At 73.3% G+C, this 15,831-nt stretch carries 14 protein-coding genes; 2 read left to right on the top strand and 12 right to left on the bottom strand.

From position 1 onward, the window contains the following. Positions 1-155 precede the first annotated feature (155 nt). Together ACZ7M7_RS23025 and ACZ7M7_RS23020 are read right to left on the bottom strand one after the other, a co-directional pair. Positions 156-593 carry a hypothetical protein gene (locus ACZ7M7_RS23025; protein WP_472119805.1) on the bottom strand — a complete coding sequence of 146 codons (438 nt, stop codon included), beginning with the start codon at positions 591-593 and terminating at the stop codon, positions 156-158. Next, positions 593-1,873, bottom strand: a complete 1,281-nt coding sequence (locus ACZ7M7_RS23020) for a molybdopterin-dependent oxidoreductase (protein ID WP_472119802.1) — start codon at positions 1,871-1,873, stop codon at positions 593-595. The genes ACZ7M7_RS23025 and ACZ7M7_RS23020 overlap by 1 nt, the downstream gene beginning before the upstream one ends. Positions 1,874-1,986: 113 nt before the next feature. Here ACZ7M7_RS23020 and ACZ7M7_RS23015 point away from each other — a divergent pair, with 113 nt between their 5' ends. Together ACZ7M7_RS23015 and ACZ7M7_RS23010 are read left to right on the top strand one after the other, a co-directional pair. After that, positions 1,987-3,351 (top strand): hypothetical protein, encoded by a 1,365-nt coding sequence (locus ACZ7M7_RS23015; protein WP_472119799.1) that lies wholly within the window; start codon positions 1,987-1,989, stop codon positions 3,349-3,351. Between the two features lie 64 nt (positions 3,352-3,415). Further along, on the top strand, positions 3,416-4,123 hold the full coding sequence (locus ACZ7M7_RS23010) for a DUF2470 domain-containing protein (protein ID WP_472119796.1): 708 nt from the start codon (positions 3,416-3,418) through the stop codon (positions 4,121-4,123). Positions 4,124-4,210: 87 nt separating this feature from the next. Here ACZ7M7_RS23010 and ACZ7M7_RS23005 read toward each other — a convergent pair whose 3' ends face one another. The 10 genes from ACZ7M7_RS23005 to ACZ7M7_RS22960 all read right to left on the bottom strand — a co-directional run bounded on the left by ACZ7M7_RS23005 (position 4,211) and on the right by ACZ7M7_RS22960 (position 15,766). Beyond that, on the bottom strand, positions 4,211-5,761 hold the full coding sequence (locus tag ACZ7M7_RS23005) for an ABC transporter ATP-binding protein (protein WP_472119793.1): 1,551 nt from the start codon (positions 5,759-5,761) through the stop codon (positions 4,211-4,213). Further along, a complete protein-coding gene (locus ACZ7M7_RS23000; protein WP_472119790.1) occupies positions 5,758-6,609 on the bottom strand; it encodes an ABC transporter permease in 852 nt (283 codons plus the stop codon). The genes ACZ7M7_RS23005 and ACZ7M7_RS23000 overlap by 4 nt, the downstream gene beginning before the upstream one ends. After that, positions 6,606-7,559 (bottom strand): ABC transporter permease, encoded by a 954-nt coding sequence (locus ACZ7M7_RS22995; protein ID WP_383604212.1) that lies wholly within the window; start codon positions 7,557-7,559, stop codon positions 6,606-6,608. The genes ACZ7M7_RS23000 and ACZ7M7_RS22995 overlap by 4 nt, the downstream gene beginning before the upstream one ends. Further along, the gene (locus ACZ7M7_RS22990; protein WP_472120257.1) at positions 7,556-9,121 is read right to left on the bottom strand and encodes an ABC transporter substrate-binding protein; all 1,566 of its coding nucleotides are present in this window, start codon (positions 9,119-9,121) and stop codon (positions 7,556-7,558) included. Before ACZ7M7_RS22990 ends, ACZ7M7_RS22995 begins: the two co-directional genes overlap by 4 nt. Positions 9,122-9,145: 24 nt before the next feature. Next, positions 9,146-9,967 carry a class I SAM-dependent DNA methyltransferase gene (locus ACZ7M7_RS22985; protein ID WP_472120255.1) on the bottom strand — a complete coding sequence of 274 codons (822 nt, stop codon included), beginning with the start codon at positions 9,965-9,967 and terminating at the stop codon, positions 9,146-9,148. A 311-nt stretch (positions 9,968-10,278) separates the two neighbouring features. Next, complete coding sequence (locus tag ACZ7M7_RS22980) at positions 10,279-11,541, bottom strand: MFS transporter (protein WP_472119787.1); 1,263 nt, start codon at positions 11,539-11,541, stop codon at positions 10,279-10,281. Then, positions 11,525-12,562: a dipeptide epimerase gene (locus ACZ7M7_RS22975; protein ID WP_472119784.1), complete on the bottom strand. Its 1,038-nt coding sequence runs from the start codon at positions 12,560-12,562 to the stop codon at positions 11,525-11,527. Before ACZ7M7_RS22975 ends, ACZ7M7_RS22980 begins: the two co-directional genes overlap by 17 nt. Then, positions 12,559-13,644, bottom strand: coding sequence for a PLP-dependent cysteine synthase family protein (locus tag ACZ7M7_RS22970; protein ID WP_472119781.1), 1,086 nt, complete (start codon positions 13,642-13,644; stop codon positions 12,559-12,561). The genes ACZ7M7_RS22975 and ACZ7M7_RS22970 overlap by 4 nt, the downstream gene beginning before the upstream one ends. Beyond that, positions 13,641-14,513 carry a hypothetical protein gene (locus ACZ7M7_RS22965; RefSeq protein ID WP_472119778.1) on the bottom strand — a complete coding sequence of 291 codons (873 nt, stop codon included), beginning with the start codon at positions 14,511-14,513 and terminating at the stop codon, positions 13,641-13,643. Before ACZ7M7_RS22965 ends, ACZ7M7_RS22970 begins: the two co-directional genes overlap by 4 nt. After that, complete coding sequence (locus ACZ7M7_RS22960) at positions 14,510-15,766, bottom strand: ATP-grasp domain-containing protein (protein WP_472120253.1); 1,257 nt, start codon at positions 15,764-15,766, stop codon at positions 14,510-14,512. Before ACZ7M7_RS22960 ends, ACZ7M7_RS22965 begins: the two co-directional genes overlap by 4 nt. Positions 15,767-15,831 lie beyond the last annotated feature (65 nt).

Below are 15,831 nucleotides of genomic sequence, written 5' to 3'. Positions count from 1 at the left end.
ATCGTGTCAACAAAGTCGCGTCGCCGGCCCGGAGGGCGGGCCCCGCGGCGTCCGGTGCGTGCTCTCGGCGTGCCGGGCGGAGCCCCTTGCGCTCGAGCGAAGCCGAGAGTGGGAGAGCGCCAGGCGTCGCGGGGCAGGCGGGACGCGGACACGGCCTAGCCCTTGCGCCGTCGCAGCACGAGCAGCAGCGCCGAGCCGCCGAATAGTGCGGCGGTGATCAGCAGCCAGCGGGCCAGGAAGCCGTCCGTGGACAGGCCGGTGCCGGCGGCGTAGCGGTCGGCCACGCTGCCGGTGATCAGCGGGAACCAGACCAGCAGGAGCAGCAGGGACAGGGCGGCCGGGACGCGGACGTACGGCATCCACTTCCGCGCCCCGGCCGCCTCGAACCCGCGCAGGAGTGCCTGGTCCGCCGCCCCGTACAGCGGCACCAGCACCAGGTCGTGCAGGATCGCCGCGCCGACGAACCACACCACGATGCCGAACCAGTCCCCGTCCAGCAGCCGCACGCCCGCGTATCCGGCGAGCGCGAACGAGCAGGCGAGGAGGAGGATCTGGAGGGGGCTGCCGATCGGAATGAGCTTGGGGCGTCGCATCACAGGTCTCCGAAGTTCATCCGCGCCACCCACTTGGTGTTCAGCACACCGGGCGCCGCAGGCACGATGATCCGCGCCGGGTAGCCGTGGTCGGGGGTCAGGTCCTCGCCGTTGACGAACAGGGCGAGGAGGGAACGGGAGTCGGCGACCTGGTTGGCCCGCAGGGCGGCCCGCCGGAATGCGCCGCGCTGCTGCAGCGACTCCACCAGGACGTCGGGCGAGTCCTGGTCGTGGCCGACCAGCGCCGCGAGGTCCCGCAGCCGTACGCCGCGCCACCACTGGTCGGACGTCGACCAGCCCTCCACGCAGGCGATGGGCAACGCCGCGCTGTACAGCGGCATGTCGAGCAGGTCGGCACGCCTGAGGCGGACCGTCCGGCCGTCCCGGCCCTCGACGACCAGCCGCCACGCCTCGTCGCTCGTGTCGGCCTCCCGGACCCCCGCGTACGCGGCCGTCTTGTTGATCTGGAAGCCGCCCGGGCCGCCGGCCGGCTCGGCACCGCCGTGCGGGGCGAGGAGGGCGGTCCGGCGCAGGAAACCGTCGAAGTTCTGTCCGACGGTCGTGGCGAACAGCAGCAGCGAGCCGCCGCCGACGAACCAGAGGGCGCCGCGCCGCGAGACGGTCGGCTCGGCGGGACTCGGCGCGATCAGCTCCCTGTCCTCCTCCCCCGTCCCCTCCTCGGGCCCCTCCCCCTTCTGCTCCCGCATGCGGCGCAGGTTCCGCAGCGCCATGGGGGTCTTCAGCACGGCGTGCACGACGAACGCGCCGATGAACACCCACGCCCCGTAGAAGTGCAGGGTGTAGAAGGAGCCTGGGAAGAGGTAGTCGAGCTGGACGTTCAGCACGCCCGTCACGAACTCGAACAGCGCGCCCCCGACCAGCAGCAGCAGCGAGATCCGCTCCAGCGCGTGCGCGAGCGACCGGGCCGGCGGCAGCGTGAAGAGCTTCGGCAGGACCGACCACAGCTTGGCCAGGAGCACGGGGATCAGGGTGATGCCGAGCGTGACGTGGACGCCCTGGTTGAGGCGGTACAGCCAGTGCGGGTCGGTCGGCCAGGAGAAGAGGTAGAAACCGAGGATCCCCTTGTCCGGGGTCTTGTCGTTCACCGGCGACAGGTTCGGGTTGTAGGCGGCGTAGGACACCAGCCCCGTCACGAACAGCACCGTGATCCCGCCGAGCAGCACGACGCCGAGGACCGACGTCAGCCACGGGCCGCGCAGCGGGCTGCGCCAGAAGGCGGGGGAGAAGGGGGAGCGGGGCGAATTCGGAGACCGTGCCATGTTCCGACCGTAGGCCTGACCAGGGCCGCAAAGGCCGTCGCGAACCATGACGAAACTCTGACGTCCGCGCCTGTCACGCGTCCGGTGGACCCGCCGCGTCCTAGCGTGCAGACGTGACCAGCGATCTCCTGCCCGACTCCCGCCCCGACGCGCTCCCCGACGCCCGCAGGGACCTGCGCCGCGATCTGTACGCGGCCGCGGCCGCCGCGCTCCTGTTCGCTCTCGCCGCCCTGGTCGGCACCGCGATCGAGACCCGCGACGGCACCCTCTTCGTCAACTGGCCGCCGCTCCTGGCGGACTGGGGCCCGCATGTCGGCCCGGGCACTCCGGCCGCGATCGCCGTCGCGGTCGCCGTCGTGGCGTACGGCCCGGTCCTGGCCGCCCGGCTGCCGTGGCGCCGCCTGCTGCTCGCCGTCTACGGCGCGGGCCTGGCGTGGACCTTCTCGCTCGCGCTGGTCGACGGCTGGCAGCGCGGCATCGCCCGCCGGTTGACGACCCGCTACGAGTATCTCCAGGTCATCGACCGCTTCCAGGACATCCCGGCGACACTGCGGGACTTCACCGGGCACATCCTGCTCGGCTCACCGGACCACTGGCCCGCGCACGTCGCCGGACACCCCCCGGCAGCCACCCTCACCTTCGTCCAGCTGGACCGGATCGGCCTGGGCGGCGGCGCATGGGCCGGGGTCTGGTGCATCGCCGTCGGGGCCACGACCGCCGTCGGCATTCTCGTCACCGTGCGCACCCTCGCCGACGAGAAGCTCGCCCGCCGTGCCGCGCCCTTCCTGGCGCTGGCGCCGGGCGCGGTGTGGATGGGCACCTCCGCCGACGGCTACTTCGCGGCCGTCGCGGCCTGGGCGGTGGCGTTGCTCGCGCTGGCGGTGACGGGGCACCGGCCGCGCTGGACCGGCCTGGCCTCGGGCCTACTGTTCGGCCTCACGGTCTGTCTGTCGTACGGCCTGACGCTCTTCGTCGTGATCGCGGCGGCGGTGCTGTTCCTGGGCTCCGAGCGCATCCGGCCGCTGCCCTTCGCGTTCGCCGGGTTCCTGGTGGTGCCGGCGGTGTTCACCGCGCTGGGCTTCTACTGGTGGGAGGCCTGCGACCTGCTGGTCACCCGCTACAACCAGGGCGCCGGCGGCACCCGGCCGCAGGCCTACTGGGTGTGGGCCAACCTCGCCTGCCAGGTGCTGGTGGTGGGCCTGGCGACGGCGGCGGGGCTGCGGCGGACCGGGGTGGTGGTCGTCCGGCAGCGGGGGACGGCCGCGTTCCGCCTCGGCGTGCTGGTGCTCGGCGCGCTCGTCGCGGTACTGGCCGCCGACCTGTCCGGGATGAGCAAGGCGGAAACGGAGCGGATCTGGCTGCCGTTCGCCCTGTGGCTACTGCCGGCCTGCGCCTTCTTGAGCTGGCCGCGGGCCTGGCTGGCGGGACAGGCGGTGCTTGCCCTGCTCGTCAACCACCTGCTGCTGACGGGTTGGTGACCACTCGAAGCAAAGATAGGTTAGGCTTACCTAAGTAGGAAGCCAACCGGCTCGAAAGGTTCCCATGTCTGCTGCCACCTGCCCTGAGCCGACGCCCGCCGAGCGTGCCCGCTCGGTGCTGGCGGCGGCCGGCTCGCTGACCGTCACCACGCAGAGCCACCGCATCGAACTGATCGGCCTGCACACCGTCGACGCCGCCGCACGGCTGCTCCTGCACAACCCGCCGGACGGCCACCTGGCCGCCGAGCTGGCCGTGGCGCCGCACGGTGATCTGGCCGCCCTTGTGGAGTTCACCGACGTCGCCGCCGTCGCCGTACGCGAAAGGGTGCGCTCCCGGCTGACGCTGGGCGGCTGGCTCAGCGCGCTCGGCCCGAAGAACCTGGTGTTCCACCCGGCCCGGGCCGTGCTCACCGAGGACGACGGCACGGCCCTCATCGGCCTCGACGAGCTGACCCTCGCCTCCCCCGACCCTCTGGCCACCCACGAGGCGGAGATGCTGGGCCGGCTCGACGCGGCCCACGCCGACACCGTCGCCCCGCTCGCCCGGCTGCTGCCGGCCAGGGAGCAGCTCGGCGCGACCGGCGTTCGGCCGCTGCGGCTCGACCGGCACGGCCTGGTGCTCCGGCTGGAGACGGCGGACTCCCACCACGACGTCCGCCTGCCCTTCGCAACCCCGGCCACCCACCCGGGAGATGCGGTGCGCCAGATCCACACGCTGCTCGCCCGGGCCACCGCCCGCCCGCGCCACCGGCGCCTGCCGACCAGGTCGTAGGCGCGGGCGCGACCCGTTGCTGCCGGCCTCCGGGCCCTTCGCGGAGGCCTTCCCGTCTCCTCCGCGACGGTGCCCGGAGGTCGGCTCTCACAGCCGACTCCCCGTTTCCGGACGCTCCGTCGTCCGCATGAGCGAGCGAGTGAACGGATGCCGAGGCTCCGTCAGAATCCGCTGCGCCGACCCCTGTTCGACCAGTTCACCCGCGTCCAGTACGGCGATCCGGTGAGCCGGCCGTGCGGTGTCCAGGTCGTGGGTGATGAGGACGAGGGACAGTCCGTCGCCCTCGCCGACCAGGCCCGCCAGGACGTCGAGGATGCCCCGCCGGGTGACCGTGTCCAGGCCGGAGGTGACCTCGTCGCAGATCAGCACGCGGGGGCGGGCGAGCAGGGCCCGGGCCAGGGCGGCGCGCTGGAGTTCGCCGCCGGAGAGTTCGCCGGGGCGACGGCGGGCCAGGTTCTCGGGCAGGCCGAGGCGGTTCAGGGTGGCGGACGCCTCCTCCGTCGCCGTCCGTTCGTCGGCGCCGCGCAGGCGTATCGCCGTACGTGCCACCTGGTGCAGCACGGGCCGGTACTCGTCGAAGGCGGCGCGGGCGTCCTGGAAGACGTACTGCACGGCGGCGAGTTGGGCACGGCTGCGGTGCCGCAGGCTGCGCGGGAGCCGCGTGCCGTCGAGCAGGATCTGCCCGTCCTGGTCCCGGTGCAGGCCTGCCAGGCAGCGGGCGAGCGTCGTCTTGCCGCTGCCGGAACGGCCGACCACCGCGAGGCACTCGCCGGGGTGGAGGACGAGGTGCGGGGCGCGCAGCACGACAGTCCTGCGATCGTGCACGGCCACCAAGTCCCGTACCTCCAGGACTGGTTGTGTCGCATCCGTGCTCGTCCCGACCTGCGGGTCCACGCGCTGTCCGGCCAACAGCCGGCGGGTCCACTCGTGCCGGGGCGCCGTCCACAGCCGCTCCGCGGGCCCCGACTCGACGACCCGGCCCGCACGCATGACGAGGACCTCGTCGGCGAGGGCACCCACCACGTCGAGGTCGTGGCTGAGCAGGACGACCGCGATGCCCCGTGCCGCGACCGCCGCCAGCTGCTCGACGATACGGCTCTTGGTCAACGCGTCCTGGCCGGTGGTGGGTTCGTCGGCGACGACGACGCGGGCGCCGAGCAGCAAGGCCTGGGCGAGGACGACGCGTTGCTGCTGGCCGCCGGAGAGCTGGTGCGGGTGGCGCGACAACAGCCCGTCCGCGTCCGGGAGTTGCGCGTCGGAGAGGGCTCGCAGCACCAGTGCCCGGGCCGCCTGGCGGCGTTCGGCGCGGGGCAGGTGGCGGACCCGGTGGCGGGCGAGGTCGTCGAGGAGGGCGCTGACGCGGCGGGCCGGGTTGAGGACGGCGGCCGGGTGCTGGGGGACGTAACCCACCGGGCCGTCCCCGGGTCGTCGCACCTCACCCGTGACCAGGGCGCCGCGCGGGTACTCCCCCAGCAGCGCCAGGCCGGTCGTGGTCTTCCCGCTGCCCGAGGCGCCGACCAGCGCGGTCACCTTCCCGGGCAGCACACGCAGGTGTACGCCGTCGACGATCGCGCGGCCGTCGATCTCGACGCGGAGATCGCGGATCTCGGCGACCGCCGCATGCTCTGCCCGACTCACCGGCGTGGTCCCTTCTGCTCAAGTGCGTTCTTCTCCGGTACGGCCTTGTGCCGCGCGGTCTTCTCCAGCGCGGCGTCGAAGAGCAGGTTGGTGCCCATCGTCAGGGCCACGATCAGCAGCGCGGGCACCACCACGGCCCAGGGCTGGATCAGCAGGCCGGTGCGGTTGCGGTCGACCATGACGGCCCAGTCGGCGGCGTCCGGGGCGACGCCGACCCCGAGGAACGCGGCCGTCGACACCAGATACAGCACGCCGGTCAGGCGGATCCCGGCGTCGGCGGCGAGGGTGCGCAGCGCCGAACGGCCGACGTAGCCGACGGCGATCCGCCACCTGGTCTCCCCCTGCATGCGCAGCGCCTCGACCGCGGGACGCACGGCCGCCTCCCCCGCCGCCGCCCGCACGATCCGGGCCGCGTCGGGCACGTTCACCAGCGCCACGAGCAGCGCAAGCCCGGTCGCTCCCGGCGACAGCACGGAGGCCACGAGCAGGATCAGCAGCAGCGACGGCACGGCGAGCAGCACGTCCAGCGGCCGCATCAGCAGTTCCTCCAGCCCTCGCAGGCGGGTGAGGGCGCTGATCAGCGCGACCGGGACGGCGACGAGGTAGGCGAGCGCGGTCGCGGCAAGGGCGGTGAGGACGACCGTACGGCCGCCCAGCAGGACTTGTCGCCAGGCGTCACGGCCCACGAAGTCGGTGCCGAGCCAGTGGCCGTCGCCGAGGGTGAAGGAGGTGGCGCGGGGGCCGGGGGCACCGGCGAACAGCGGTCCGAGCAGGGCGAGGAGGAGGGGGACGGCGACGATGGCGAGGCCGAACGCGAAACGGCTACGGCGGCCGACAGGCGTCGTCATGCGGCCACCCCCGCGCGGGGCGTGAGCCGGTGGGCCACCAGGTCGGCACCGAGGTTGAGCACGACCGTGAGCACGCCGAACACCACGGCCAGCCCCTGCACCACGGGCACGTCCCGTTCGGCCACGGCATTGAGGAGGACCGTGCCCAGGCCCGGGATGACGAAGAGGGCCTCCACGACGATCACTCCGCACAGCAACCAGTCGACGGTGCGGGCGAGTTGCTGCACGGCCGGGGCGAGGGCGTTCGGCAGCGCGTGGGCGTAGCGGACACGGGCGCCGGGGACGCCGTAGCGGCGGGCGTGGACGGCGTAGGGGGAGGCGAGGGCGTCGACCATGCCCGCCCGGACCAGGCGGGACAGGGAGCACACCGGGCGGCACAGCAGGACCAGCACCGGCAGTACCAGCGCCGCCGGATGGGCGAGCAGGTCGGTGCCGTAGCCGACCGCCGTCGGCGGCAGCCAGGCCAGCTCGAGCGCGAGGACCGTCACCAGCAGGACCCCGAGGGCGAACTCGGGGACCGCGTACACCGCCAGCGTCACCGAGCTGACCAGCCGGTCGACGAGCCGTCCCTCGTGGCGGGCGGCGAGCACGCCGAGGCCGAAGCCGAGCGGGACGAGGAGCGTCAGCGTGAGCGCGGCCAGCAGCAGGGTCGGCCCGAAGCCGTCGGCGATGTACCGGGTGACCGGGCGGCCGGAGGTCAGGGACGTGCCGAGGTCGCCGTGCACCAGGCCCGTCGCCCAGTCGGCCAGCCGCTCGTACGCCGGCCGGTCCAGGTCCAGCGCCTCACGGATCGCGGCGATACGCGCGGGGTCCGGCTGGTCGCCCGCCAGGGCAACGGCCGCGTCGCCCGGCAGCGCCTCGGTGAGTGCGAAGACCAGGAGCACGACGGCCAGGGTCTGCGCGGCGCCGAGCAGCAGCCGCCGGGCGACGAAGGAGCGCAGTCCGCTCACGCGAGCCACACCTTGTCGAAGCGGGCCCAGTCGAGGGTGTTGGCGGGGGCCTTGGTCTCCACTCCCTTCACCGTGCGGGCGGTTCCGATGATCCAGTCGGCGAAGCCCCAGATGAGGAAGCCGCCCTCGGCGTACAGACGGCGCTGCATACGCTCGTAAACGGCGGCCCGCTCGGCCTTGTCGCGGAGGGACTGGGCCTGCTGGTAGAGGCCGTCGAAGTCCTTGTGCTGCCACTTGGTGGCGTTGGTGGTGGAGTCGGTGAGCAGCCGCTGGGAAATGTGGGACTCGATGGGCATGGCGCCGGAGCGGTAGCAGCACAGGGTGCCGCCGTCGAGGATGTCGCTCCAGTAAGAGTCCTTGCTGCCCATCCTGACGTCGATCGTGACGCCCGCCTTGGCGGCCTGGTCGCGGAAGATGCCGGCCGCCTCGGTGAACCCGGCGGCGACGGCCGAGGTGTCCAGGGTGACCTTGAGCTTCTCGGCGCCGGCCTGCTTGAGCAGGGCGCGCGCCCTGTCGAGGTCCTGGGTGCGCTGCGGCAGATCGGCGGCGTAGTACTCGTATCCCTTGCCGAACAGGTCGTTGCCGATCTCGCCCGCGCCGGACAGCGCGCCGTCGACGAGTTCCTGGCGGTCGGCGATGAGGAAGAACGCCTCGCGGACCCGCTTGTCGTCGAAGGGTGCCCGGTCGGTCTTCATGCAGAACGCCTGCATGGCGCTGTTGCGCAGCCGCACGATCTCGATCCGGCCGCCGCCCTCGTGGGCGCGGGCGGTGGTCGGGTTGAGTTCGTGCGCGTACTCGACCTGGCCGCCGAGGAGGGCGTTGACGCGGGCGGACTCCTCGTTGGCGACGACGAACTCGATCTCGTCGAGGAGCGGGGCGCCGTCCCAGTGGCCGTCGTAGCGGCGGAACACGGCCGAGCGGCCCGGCGCGAAGGAAACGAACCGGAAGGGGCCCGAGCCGATCGGCCTGTCGTCGAACTCGGTGGCGTTCTCGGGGACGATGAAGGCGCCGAACGCGGCCAGGACGTTGGGGAATTCGGCGGTGGGCCGCTTGAGCACGAACTCGATGCTCCGCTCGCCGTTCGCCCGGCTGGCGTCGAGGTCGATGGGCTCCAGGGACGCCTTGGCGCGGAACGCCTGCTTGGGGTCGGCGATTCGGCGGTAGCTGTAGAGGACGTCCTTGGCGGTGACGGGGCTGCCGTCGTGGAAGGTGGCCTCGCGGAGGGTGACCTGCCAGCGGTCGAGGGCCTTGTTGGCCTCCCACTTCTCGGCGAGGCGGGGCTGGGCGGAGAGGTCGGCGCCGTAGTCGGCGAGCTTGTCGAAGAGGGCCTTGGATCGGGCGACGTCGGCGAAGAGGTTGCCCAGGTGCGGGTCGAGGGTCTCGCTCGCACCGCCCCCGGCGAACGCGGCACGCAGCCGTCCGCCGCGCTTGGGAGTGCCGGAGGCGCCTGCCGCCTTGTCGTCCGTGGCGCCTCCGCAGCCGACGAGGGCGAGGGCGGCGGTGCCTGAGGCGGCGGCGAGGAAGCCGCGGCGGCGCAGACCGGGGAAGCGTTCGTCGTACATCATTGTTCCTTCGTGTCCTTCGTGTCAGTGGGTGTGCCGACGGCGGGCGACGACATGCAGCCGGTCCGCGTCGGTGGCGGTGCCCGGCAACCGGCCGTCCTGCCAGGGCGGTTCGGTGCGGGGGCCGGGGCCGTCGTGCAGTTCGAGCACCTCGAAGCCGTGCGCGGCGAGGAAGTGGCGCAGCTCGTGCGGCAACAGCAGTCGCCACGCGGAGTGCTGCTCGACGGGCGCCGCGTCGACGCCGCCCTCATCGGCGGTCCATACGCGGGTACGGCGCAGGAGTTGGTCCGTGCGGTCGACGGTCAGGGTGGTGGTCGACCGGTAGGCGACGCCCTGCCAGGTGAAGGCGTTGCCGGACGGGGAGTCGAGGAGGTCCGTGCGGCCCAGGAAGTAGGCGCCGTTACGCATCTCCGCGACCAGCAGGCCGCCCGGTGCGAGGGCGTGACGGCAGGAGGCGAGGAAGCCGTCGAGCTGGTCGTTGGTGTGGCAGTACAGCAGGGAGCTGTCCAGACAGACGACCGCGTCGAAGGCAGCCCGGCCCAGGTCGAACTTGTGCAGGTCGGCCCGTACGTACGCCGGTGCCGGATGCCGGGCCCGGGCGTACGCCAGCATCGCCCGGGAGAGGTCGGCGCCGGTCACCGTACGGCCGACGGAGTGCAGGTGGGCGGCGTCGCGCCCGGTGCCGCAGCCCATGTCGAGCACCCGCGGCCCGGCGCCGTGGCGACGGAGACAGTCCTCGGCCCAGCGCCCGGCGAGCCGGTCGGGATCGGGGAAGCGGGCCTCGTACAGGGCGGGGTTGTCGGTGAGGAGGTTGCGGTGGTCGGCGGGGGTGGTGGGGGCGGGGATGTCCTTGTCGCGCGGACGGCTGCCGGGGACGGGGGCAGCGTGTCCAGCCGCATCGCCCCCGGCGGAGTCACAACCTCCGCCTGCTGCGGCGTCAGCCACAGGCCCGTCCAGACCGACTCGCTCGGAAGCGGCGCCCTGGCCCCCAGCTGCCCGCTCTCCCCCCGCCGCGACGGCCGCGCCGGGCTGCCGTTCGCCCGGCTCACCGAAAGCAGCGTCCTGCCCCCGGCCGGCCGGCCACTCGCCGCCCGCCGGCCGCTCCGTGTCTGCTTCCCCCTGCCCACGCCGCTCGACATCGACTCCCCGCGCCGCACTCACGCCTTGCTCCTCTCTTCGTCCCGCACCGAAGCCGCCGCCGCGGGACTCGCCGGCAGTGCTCCACGCCGCTGCAGCCACGCCACGCCTCCGGCCGAGGCCAGCCCGACGAGCACGCAGCACACCCAGGGCAGCCAGGCACGGCCACCGCTCTCCCCCGCGTCCATGGCCCAGCCGACGACGGCGTTGCCGACGGCCGCGGCGATGCCGGAGACGACGTAGAAGATCCCGAAGTAGGTCCCGGTCAGCTCGGGGCGGCCGAAGCGCGGGATCAGTTCCATCACGAAGGGCGAGGCGACCATGACGCCGAGGTAGAGCAGCAGTGCGCCGAGCAGCACGGGTATCGCGTCGAGCCACCCGGCGGATCCCGTCCCCGCGACCAGGGCCGGCGGCAGGAAGGCCAGGCCCATCACCGCGAGGCCGACGGCTATCCAACCCGCCCTGCTGCCGCGGGACTTGAGGCTTCGTGTGATCCTCAGCTGGAGCGCCAGGTTGGCCACCGTGCCGACGAGGAAGACGATGCCCGCCGCTCCGTCCCAGCCGGTGGCCTCGCGGGCCCCGTCGGGCAGCAGCAGGTAGAGCTGGTTCTCCAGGGTGAACATGCCGACCATGGCGAGGGCGAAGGCCAGGAAGGCCCGGTTGCCGAGTACCTCGCGCCAGTCCCCGAGGACACCGCTCCCGCTGGGCTCGACCTTGCGCGCCGGAAGGACGAGAGCCTGGGCGATCGTGAGCACCGCGAAGATCCCGGCGGCGGTCAGCGCGGACGTGCGGAAGTCGACCAGGAGCAGGGCGCTGCCCAGCAACGGGCCTATCAACGCGCCTGTCGTCGCGAAGACGTTGAACAGCGCGAACGCCTCCGCCTTCCGCTCTCCCGCCTCCTGCGCGAGATACGCCCGCACGGCCGGGTTGAACAGCGCCCCCGCGAGCCCGCTCAGCACGGACGCGGCGAGCAGCACCGGCAGCCCGTCCCCCAGCGCGAACAACGCGAACCCGACGGTCCGCAGGGCGCACCCGGCGATGATGACGCCCCGCGCTCCCAGCCGGTCCGCCGCCGAGCCTCCGATGATGAACAGGCCCTGCTGGCTGAGGTTGCGCACGCCGAGCACGACACCGACGACGGCCGCCGACATGCCCAGGTTCTGGCCGAGGTGCGTGGCGAGGTAGGGGATGAGGAGGTAGAAGCCGATGTTGACGCCGAGCTGGTTGACGAGGAGCAGCTGCACGGCGAGCGGGAAGCGTCGCATCTCATGCCACGTCCTCATGTGCCGTCACCTCCTCGACCCCCAGGCCGGGACGGGTGCTTGCCCGTACGAAGCCGTCCGCGCCGCCGATCCCGTGCCACGGGTCGTGGGCGAGCAGCAGATGCCCGTCGAGGTCGGTCCAGCGGGCGCGGCCGGCCAGGTGGACGGCGGGCGCCAGGCCGAGGGTGCTGGCGGTGAGGCAGCCGAGCATCAGGTCGGTCCCGCTGCCCTCGATCGCCTCGGCGATGCGCAGGGCCATGTGGACGCCTCCGCACTTGGCGAGCTTGACGTTGACGCCGTGGACGCGCCCGGCCAGGCGTCGGACGTCGGCCAGTGACACGGCGTCCTCGTCGGCGATGACGGGCAGCGGCGACTTCTCGGCGAGGGCGCCCAGCGCGTCCGGGTCGCCGGGCGCGAGGGGCTGCTCCACGGCCTCGACGCCGAGGTCGGCGAAACGGGGCAGCAGGGCCGCCGCCTGTGCCGGGCTCCAGGCGCCGTTGGGGTCGAGGAGCAGCCGGGCACGCGGAGCGGCGTCGCGGATGACCCGTACGCGTTCGACGTCGTCCTCGGGGTCGGGGGTGCCCGCCTTGACCTTGACGATCTCGAAGCCGCTCGCGGCCAGCCGGCGGGCCTCGGCGGCCGCGCGGATCGGCGAGGTGATGCCGATGGTGCGCGCGGTGGCCGCCACGGGAGGTGCCGTCGTACCGAGGAGGCGATGGACGGGGAGGCCCGCGCGCTTGCCGACGAGGTCGAGGAGCGCGGATTCGACGGCGGCGGTGACGGCGGGCGGCACGCCACCGGAGGGCAGGGCATGAAGGGCGCTCTCGGGATCGGCGAACCGTTCCAGATCGACTGCCGAGATCAGCCGTACGAGCGTGTGGGCATCCAGCCCGTAGTACACGCTGCTGACGGCCTCGCCGTATCCGGTCACTCCTTCGTGCTCCACACCCAGCCACACGGCGTCCCGGGCGGTCATGGTGGAGCGGGAGATACGCAGCGGCTCGGCGAGTTCGAGACGCACGGTGCGCAGGTGAACCTTCACGGTGTCCTTCCGAGGGAGAGCGGATCGGCCACCCGCGCGCAGCGCACCCATCCGCTCGCCTCGGCGGCGTACGGGTGCGGAATCTCCACGGGCCGGGCGGCCGCGCCGGCCAGGTCGAGGCCGTGGGCGGCGATGAAGTCGTCGTCGTAGACGGTGCCGAGATAGCGGTGCGGCCCGTCGGGGAACACGGTGGCGACGACCGCCCCCGGGTGCACGCAGGCCGCCCAGGCGGCGACCCGGGCGACGGCGCCGGTGCTCCAGCCGCCGCTGACGAAGCTGCCCCGGGCGAGCCGACGGCAGCTGTCCACGGCCTCGGCGGGGCCGATCCAGTGGACCTCGTCGAAGGCGTCGTAGGCGACGTTGCGCGGGTGGATGCTGCTGCCGAGGCCGCGCATCAGGCGGGGCCGGGCGGGCTGGCCGAAGATCGTGGAGCCGGTGGCGTCGACGCCGATGAGCCGCAGCGCGGGCCAGTGGCGGCGCAGCGGGCCGATGATGCCGGCGCTGTGGCCGCCCGTGCCGACACTGCACACCAGGATGTCCAGGTGGTCGAGCTGGGCGGCGAGCTCCGCGGCCAGGGAGGCGTAGCCGGCCGTGTTGTCGGGGTTGTTGTACTGGTCCGGCCAGTAGGCGCCGGGGAGTTCGGCAAGCAGTTCGCGCAGTCGGCCGAGCCGGGCCGCCTGCCAGCCGCCCTGTGCGGCGGGGCGGTCGACGATCTCCAGGCGGACGCCGTGTGCGCGCAGCAACTGCCTTATGGACGGCTCCAGTTCGCTGTCGCCGACCAGGACGACGGGATGACCGAGTGCCTGTCCCGCGAAGGCGAGTCCGATGCCGAGCGTGCCGGAGGTGGACTCCACCACCGGGGCGCCGGGACGCAGTTCGCCGCGCTCCCGTGCGCCGAGCAGCATCGCCACGGCGGCCCGTGCCTTCATGCCGCCCGCCGCGAGCCCTTCGAGCTTGGCCCAGAATCCGGGGTGGGCGTGCGGCAGGTCGGCGCCGACCCGGACGACGGGCGTGCGGCCGAGCAGGGCGAGCAACTCGGGGCGGGCGGTGGGCCGTACGACGGTGGCGGTGCTGGGGGTCATCGCTCACCGCCCGGACAGCTGTGTCCATCGACGACGTCGGTGGACCTGTACCGATGGACGATCCCGGGTCCGCCGTCGAGCCAGAAGAACGGGTACGGCTCCGCGCACACCGCGCTCACGCCGTGCCCCAGGAAGCGGGGCAGCACGGCGCTGCCGGTCTGCGCGAACATCACCAGCTGCTTGCCGTGCCGCAGCGCGTGCTGCCGCAGCGGTTCGAAGGTGCCGTTGCCCAGGGTCATCCCGGACACCAGCAACGCGTCGCAGCCCCCGGCCGCGGTGAGCGCGTCGGCGACGACCGGCTCGCCCCACTCCGTGGCGCCGCCCTTGAGGTCGCACGGGACATAGCCGAGGCCACGCGAACGCAGCGCCCCCAGCAGGGAGTTGACGACCCCCACCACCAGCGCGGTGCTTCCGGCCGGCAGGTCCAGCAGCTCGACCACCGCCCTCGCCCGCGCCGTGGACTTCTCCAGCGACGACCCCGCGGGCAGGGCGACCGGCCGCGCCCCGTGGTCCGGGGTGTGCGGGGTGATGTGCATCAGGTAGGCGTCGAGGGCGGCCACCCGCACGGCAGGCGCCGGATGATCGAGGAGCCGTGCCACGTCGGCACCGACGCAGTCGTCGAGCGCGCCGTCGGGCAGTTCGCCCGGCTCGACGGCGCATGACCCGACGGCCTCGGCGAGCCGGAGACTGAGCACCTCGTTGCGGTAGCCGGTGCCCCGCCCGTCGTGCCGTACGGCCTGCCGGGTGGTGAAGGCGACGGCGATCCGCTGCGTGCCGGGGTCCGGTCCCAGCGCGCCCGCGCGGACGTGGGCGACCAGGTCGTCGTACGTCCGGCTCAGCGCCGCCGGCGAGGCGTTGACGGTGGTCACCGGATCACCAGCCCCGCGCGCAGCCCGGCCAGCAGGCCTTCGACGCGGTCGCGGGCGCCGGGCCCGTCGGGGTCGCCGGCCATGACGTGGCCCAGGTACTCGTTGTTGCTGCCGGCCGTCTTGACCACCTTGCCGGGCTCGGCGAGCTGGACCTCCAACACGCCTGGGAGGTCGCTGAGTTGATGTCCGTCGAGCGCCTCGAGCGTGCCCGCCCGCTCCGGGACGAGGAAGCCGATGGCGGCGCTGCGCAGCCCGGTGTCCGTGCGCCTGAGGTCGGGCCTGCGGCCGAGGGCGACGTCCACGAAGGCGGCGGCGAGGTCGATGCCGGTGACGTGGCGGACGAGTTCGGTGATGCGGTTGCCGGCGGGGCGGGGGTTGACCTCGACCACACGCGGTCCGGCGGAGGTCAGCTTGACCTCGGTGTGCGCCACGACCCCGTCCGTCAGCCCGAGCGCCTTGAGGGCGCCGAGCGTGGTCTGCTCGGCGGCCTCGATGTCGGCGAGCGACAGGGCGGCGGGGAACATGTGGCCGGTCTCGATGAAGGCGGGCGCTCCGCCGAGGCTCTTGTCGGTGACGCCGACCAGGTGCACTGCGCCGGCGTACGACACGGTCTCGACGCTCACCTCGGGGCCGTCGAGGAGCTCTTCGAGTAGGACGGCGGGGGTGCGCCGCTGGCCGCGGGCGTTGACCGGGAAGTCGGCCAAGGCCCTGACCGCAGAGCTCAGTTGACCCTCGTCGTCCACACGACGCACGAACATGCCCGCGCACAGGTCGACCGGCTTGACGACCAGCGGGTAGCCGATCTCGTTCGCGGCCCGCACGAGGTCGGCCCACTCCTCGTGCACGGCGAAGCGTGGTCCGGGCAGGCCCGCGTCGGCGAGGACCCGGCGGGTGGCGTCCTTGCGGCAGGCGTTCTCCACCGCTTCGGGGCCGGGCCCGGGAAGACCCAGACGTCCGGCGATCCGCGCCACCGTCGGCAGGTAGTAGTCGCAGGAGGTGATCACCCCGTCGAAGCCCAGTACCGAGTGCAGCCGCTCCACCTCGGGCAGCAGCGCGTCGAGGTCATTGGTGTCGGTCGTGATCACATTGCGCGCGCCGAGCAGCGGATGCGCCGCCCCCTCGGGCGCCGAGCGCAGGTAGTGATGCAGGTCACGGGTGAGGAAGGTGAACTCGTGCCCGCCCTCGCGGATGGCGCGTGGCAGCAGCCTGCTCATCGATCCGACCCAGCTCTCGACCACCAGCAGATGAGCCACAACTCCCCTTTTCATGACGTGGATTCAGACGGCAGGGCAGCCCGGAGGGCCCCTCGACGGGAGGG

The sequence above is a fragment of the Streptomyces sp. NPDC111606 genome, assembly GCF_055656945.1.
The sequence above is the reverse complement of the archived record's forward strand: the minus strand, read 5'-3'. Positions and strand labels throughout refer to the sequence as shown.

Bases quoted from the DNA above. Each gene is read 5' to 3' on its own strand.
- ACZ7M7_RS23025 (WP_472119805.1), bottom strand. From the start codon at position 593: ATGCGACGCCCCAAGCTCATTCCGATCGGCAGCCCCCTCCAGATCCTC.
- ACZ7M7_RS23020 (WP_472119802.1), bottom strand. From the start codon at position 1,873: ATGGCACGGTCTCCGAATTCGCCCCGCTCCCCCTTCTCCCCCGCCTTC.
- ACZ7M7_RS23010 (WP_472119796.1), top strand. From the start codon at position 3,416: ATGTCTGCTGCCACCTGCCCTGAGCCGACGCCCGCCGAGCGTGCCCGC.
- ACZ7M7_RS23000 (WP_472119790.1), bottom strand. From the start codon at position 6,609: ATGACGACGCCTGTCGGCCGCCGTAGCCGTTTCGCGTTCGGCCTCGCC.
- ACZ7M7_RS22990 (WP_472120257.1), bottom strand. From the start codon at position 9,121: ATGTACGACGAACGCTTCCCCGGTCTGCGCCGCCGCGGCTTCCTCGCC.
- ACZ7M7_RS22980 (WP_472119787.1), bottom strand. From the start codon at position 11,541: ATGAGGACGTGGCATGAGATGCGACGCTTCCCGCTCGCCGTGCAGCTG.
- ACZ7M7_RS22970 (WP_472119781.1), bottom strand. From the start codon at position 13,644: ATGACCCCCAGCACCGCCACCGTCGTACGGCCCACCGCCCGCCCCGAG.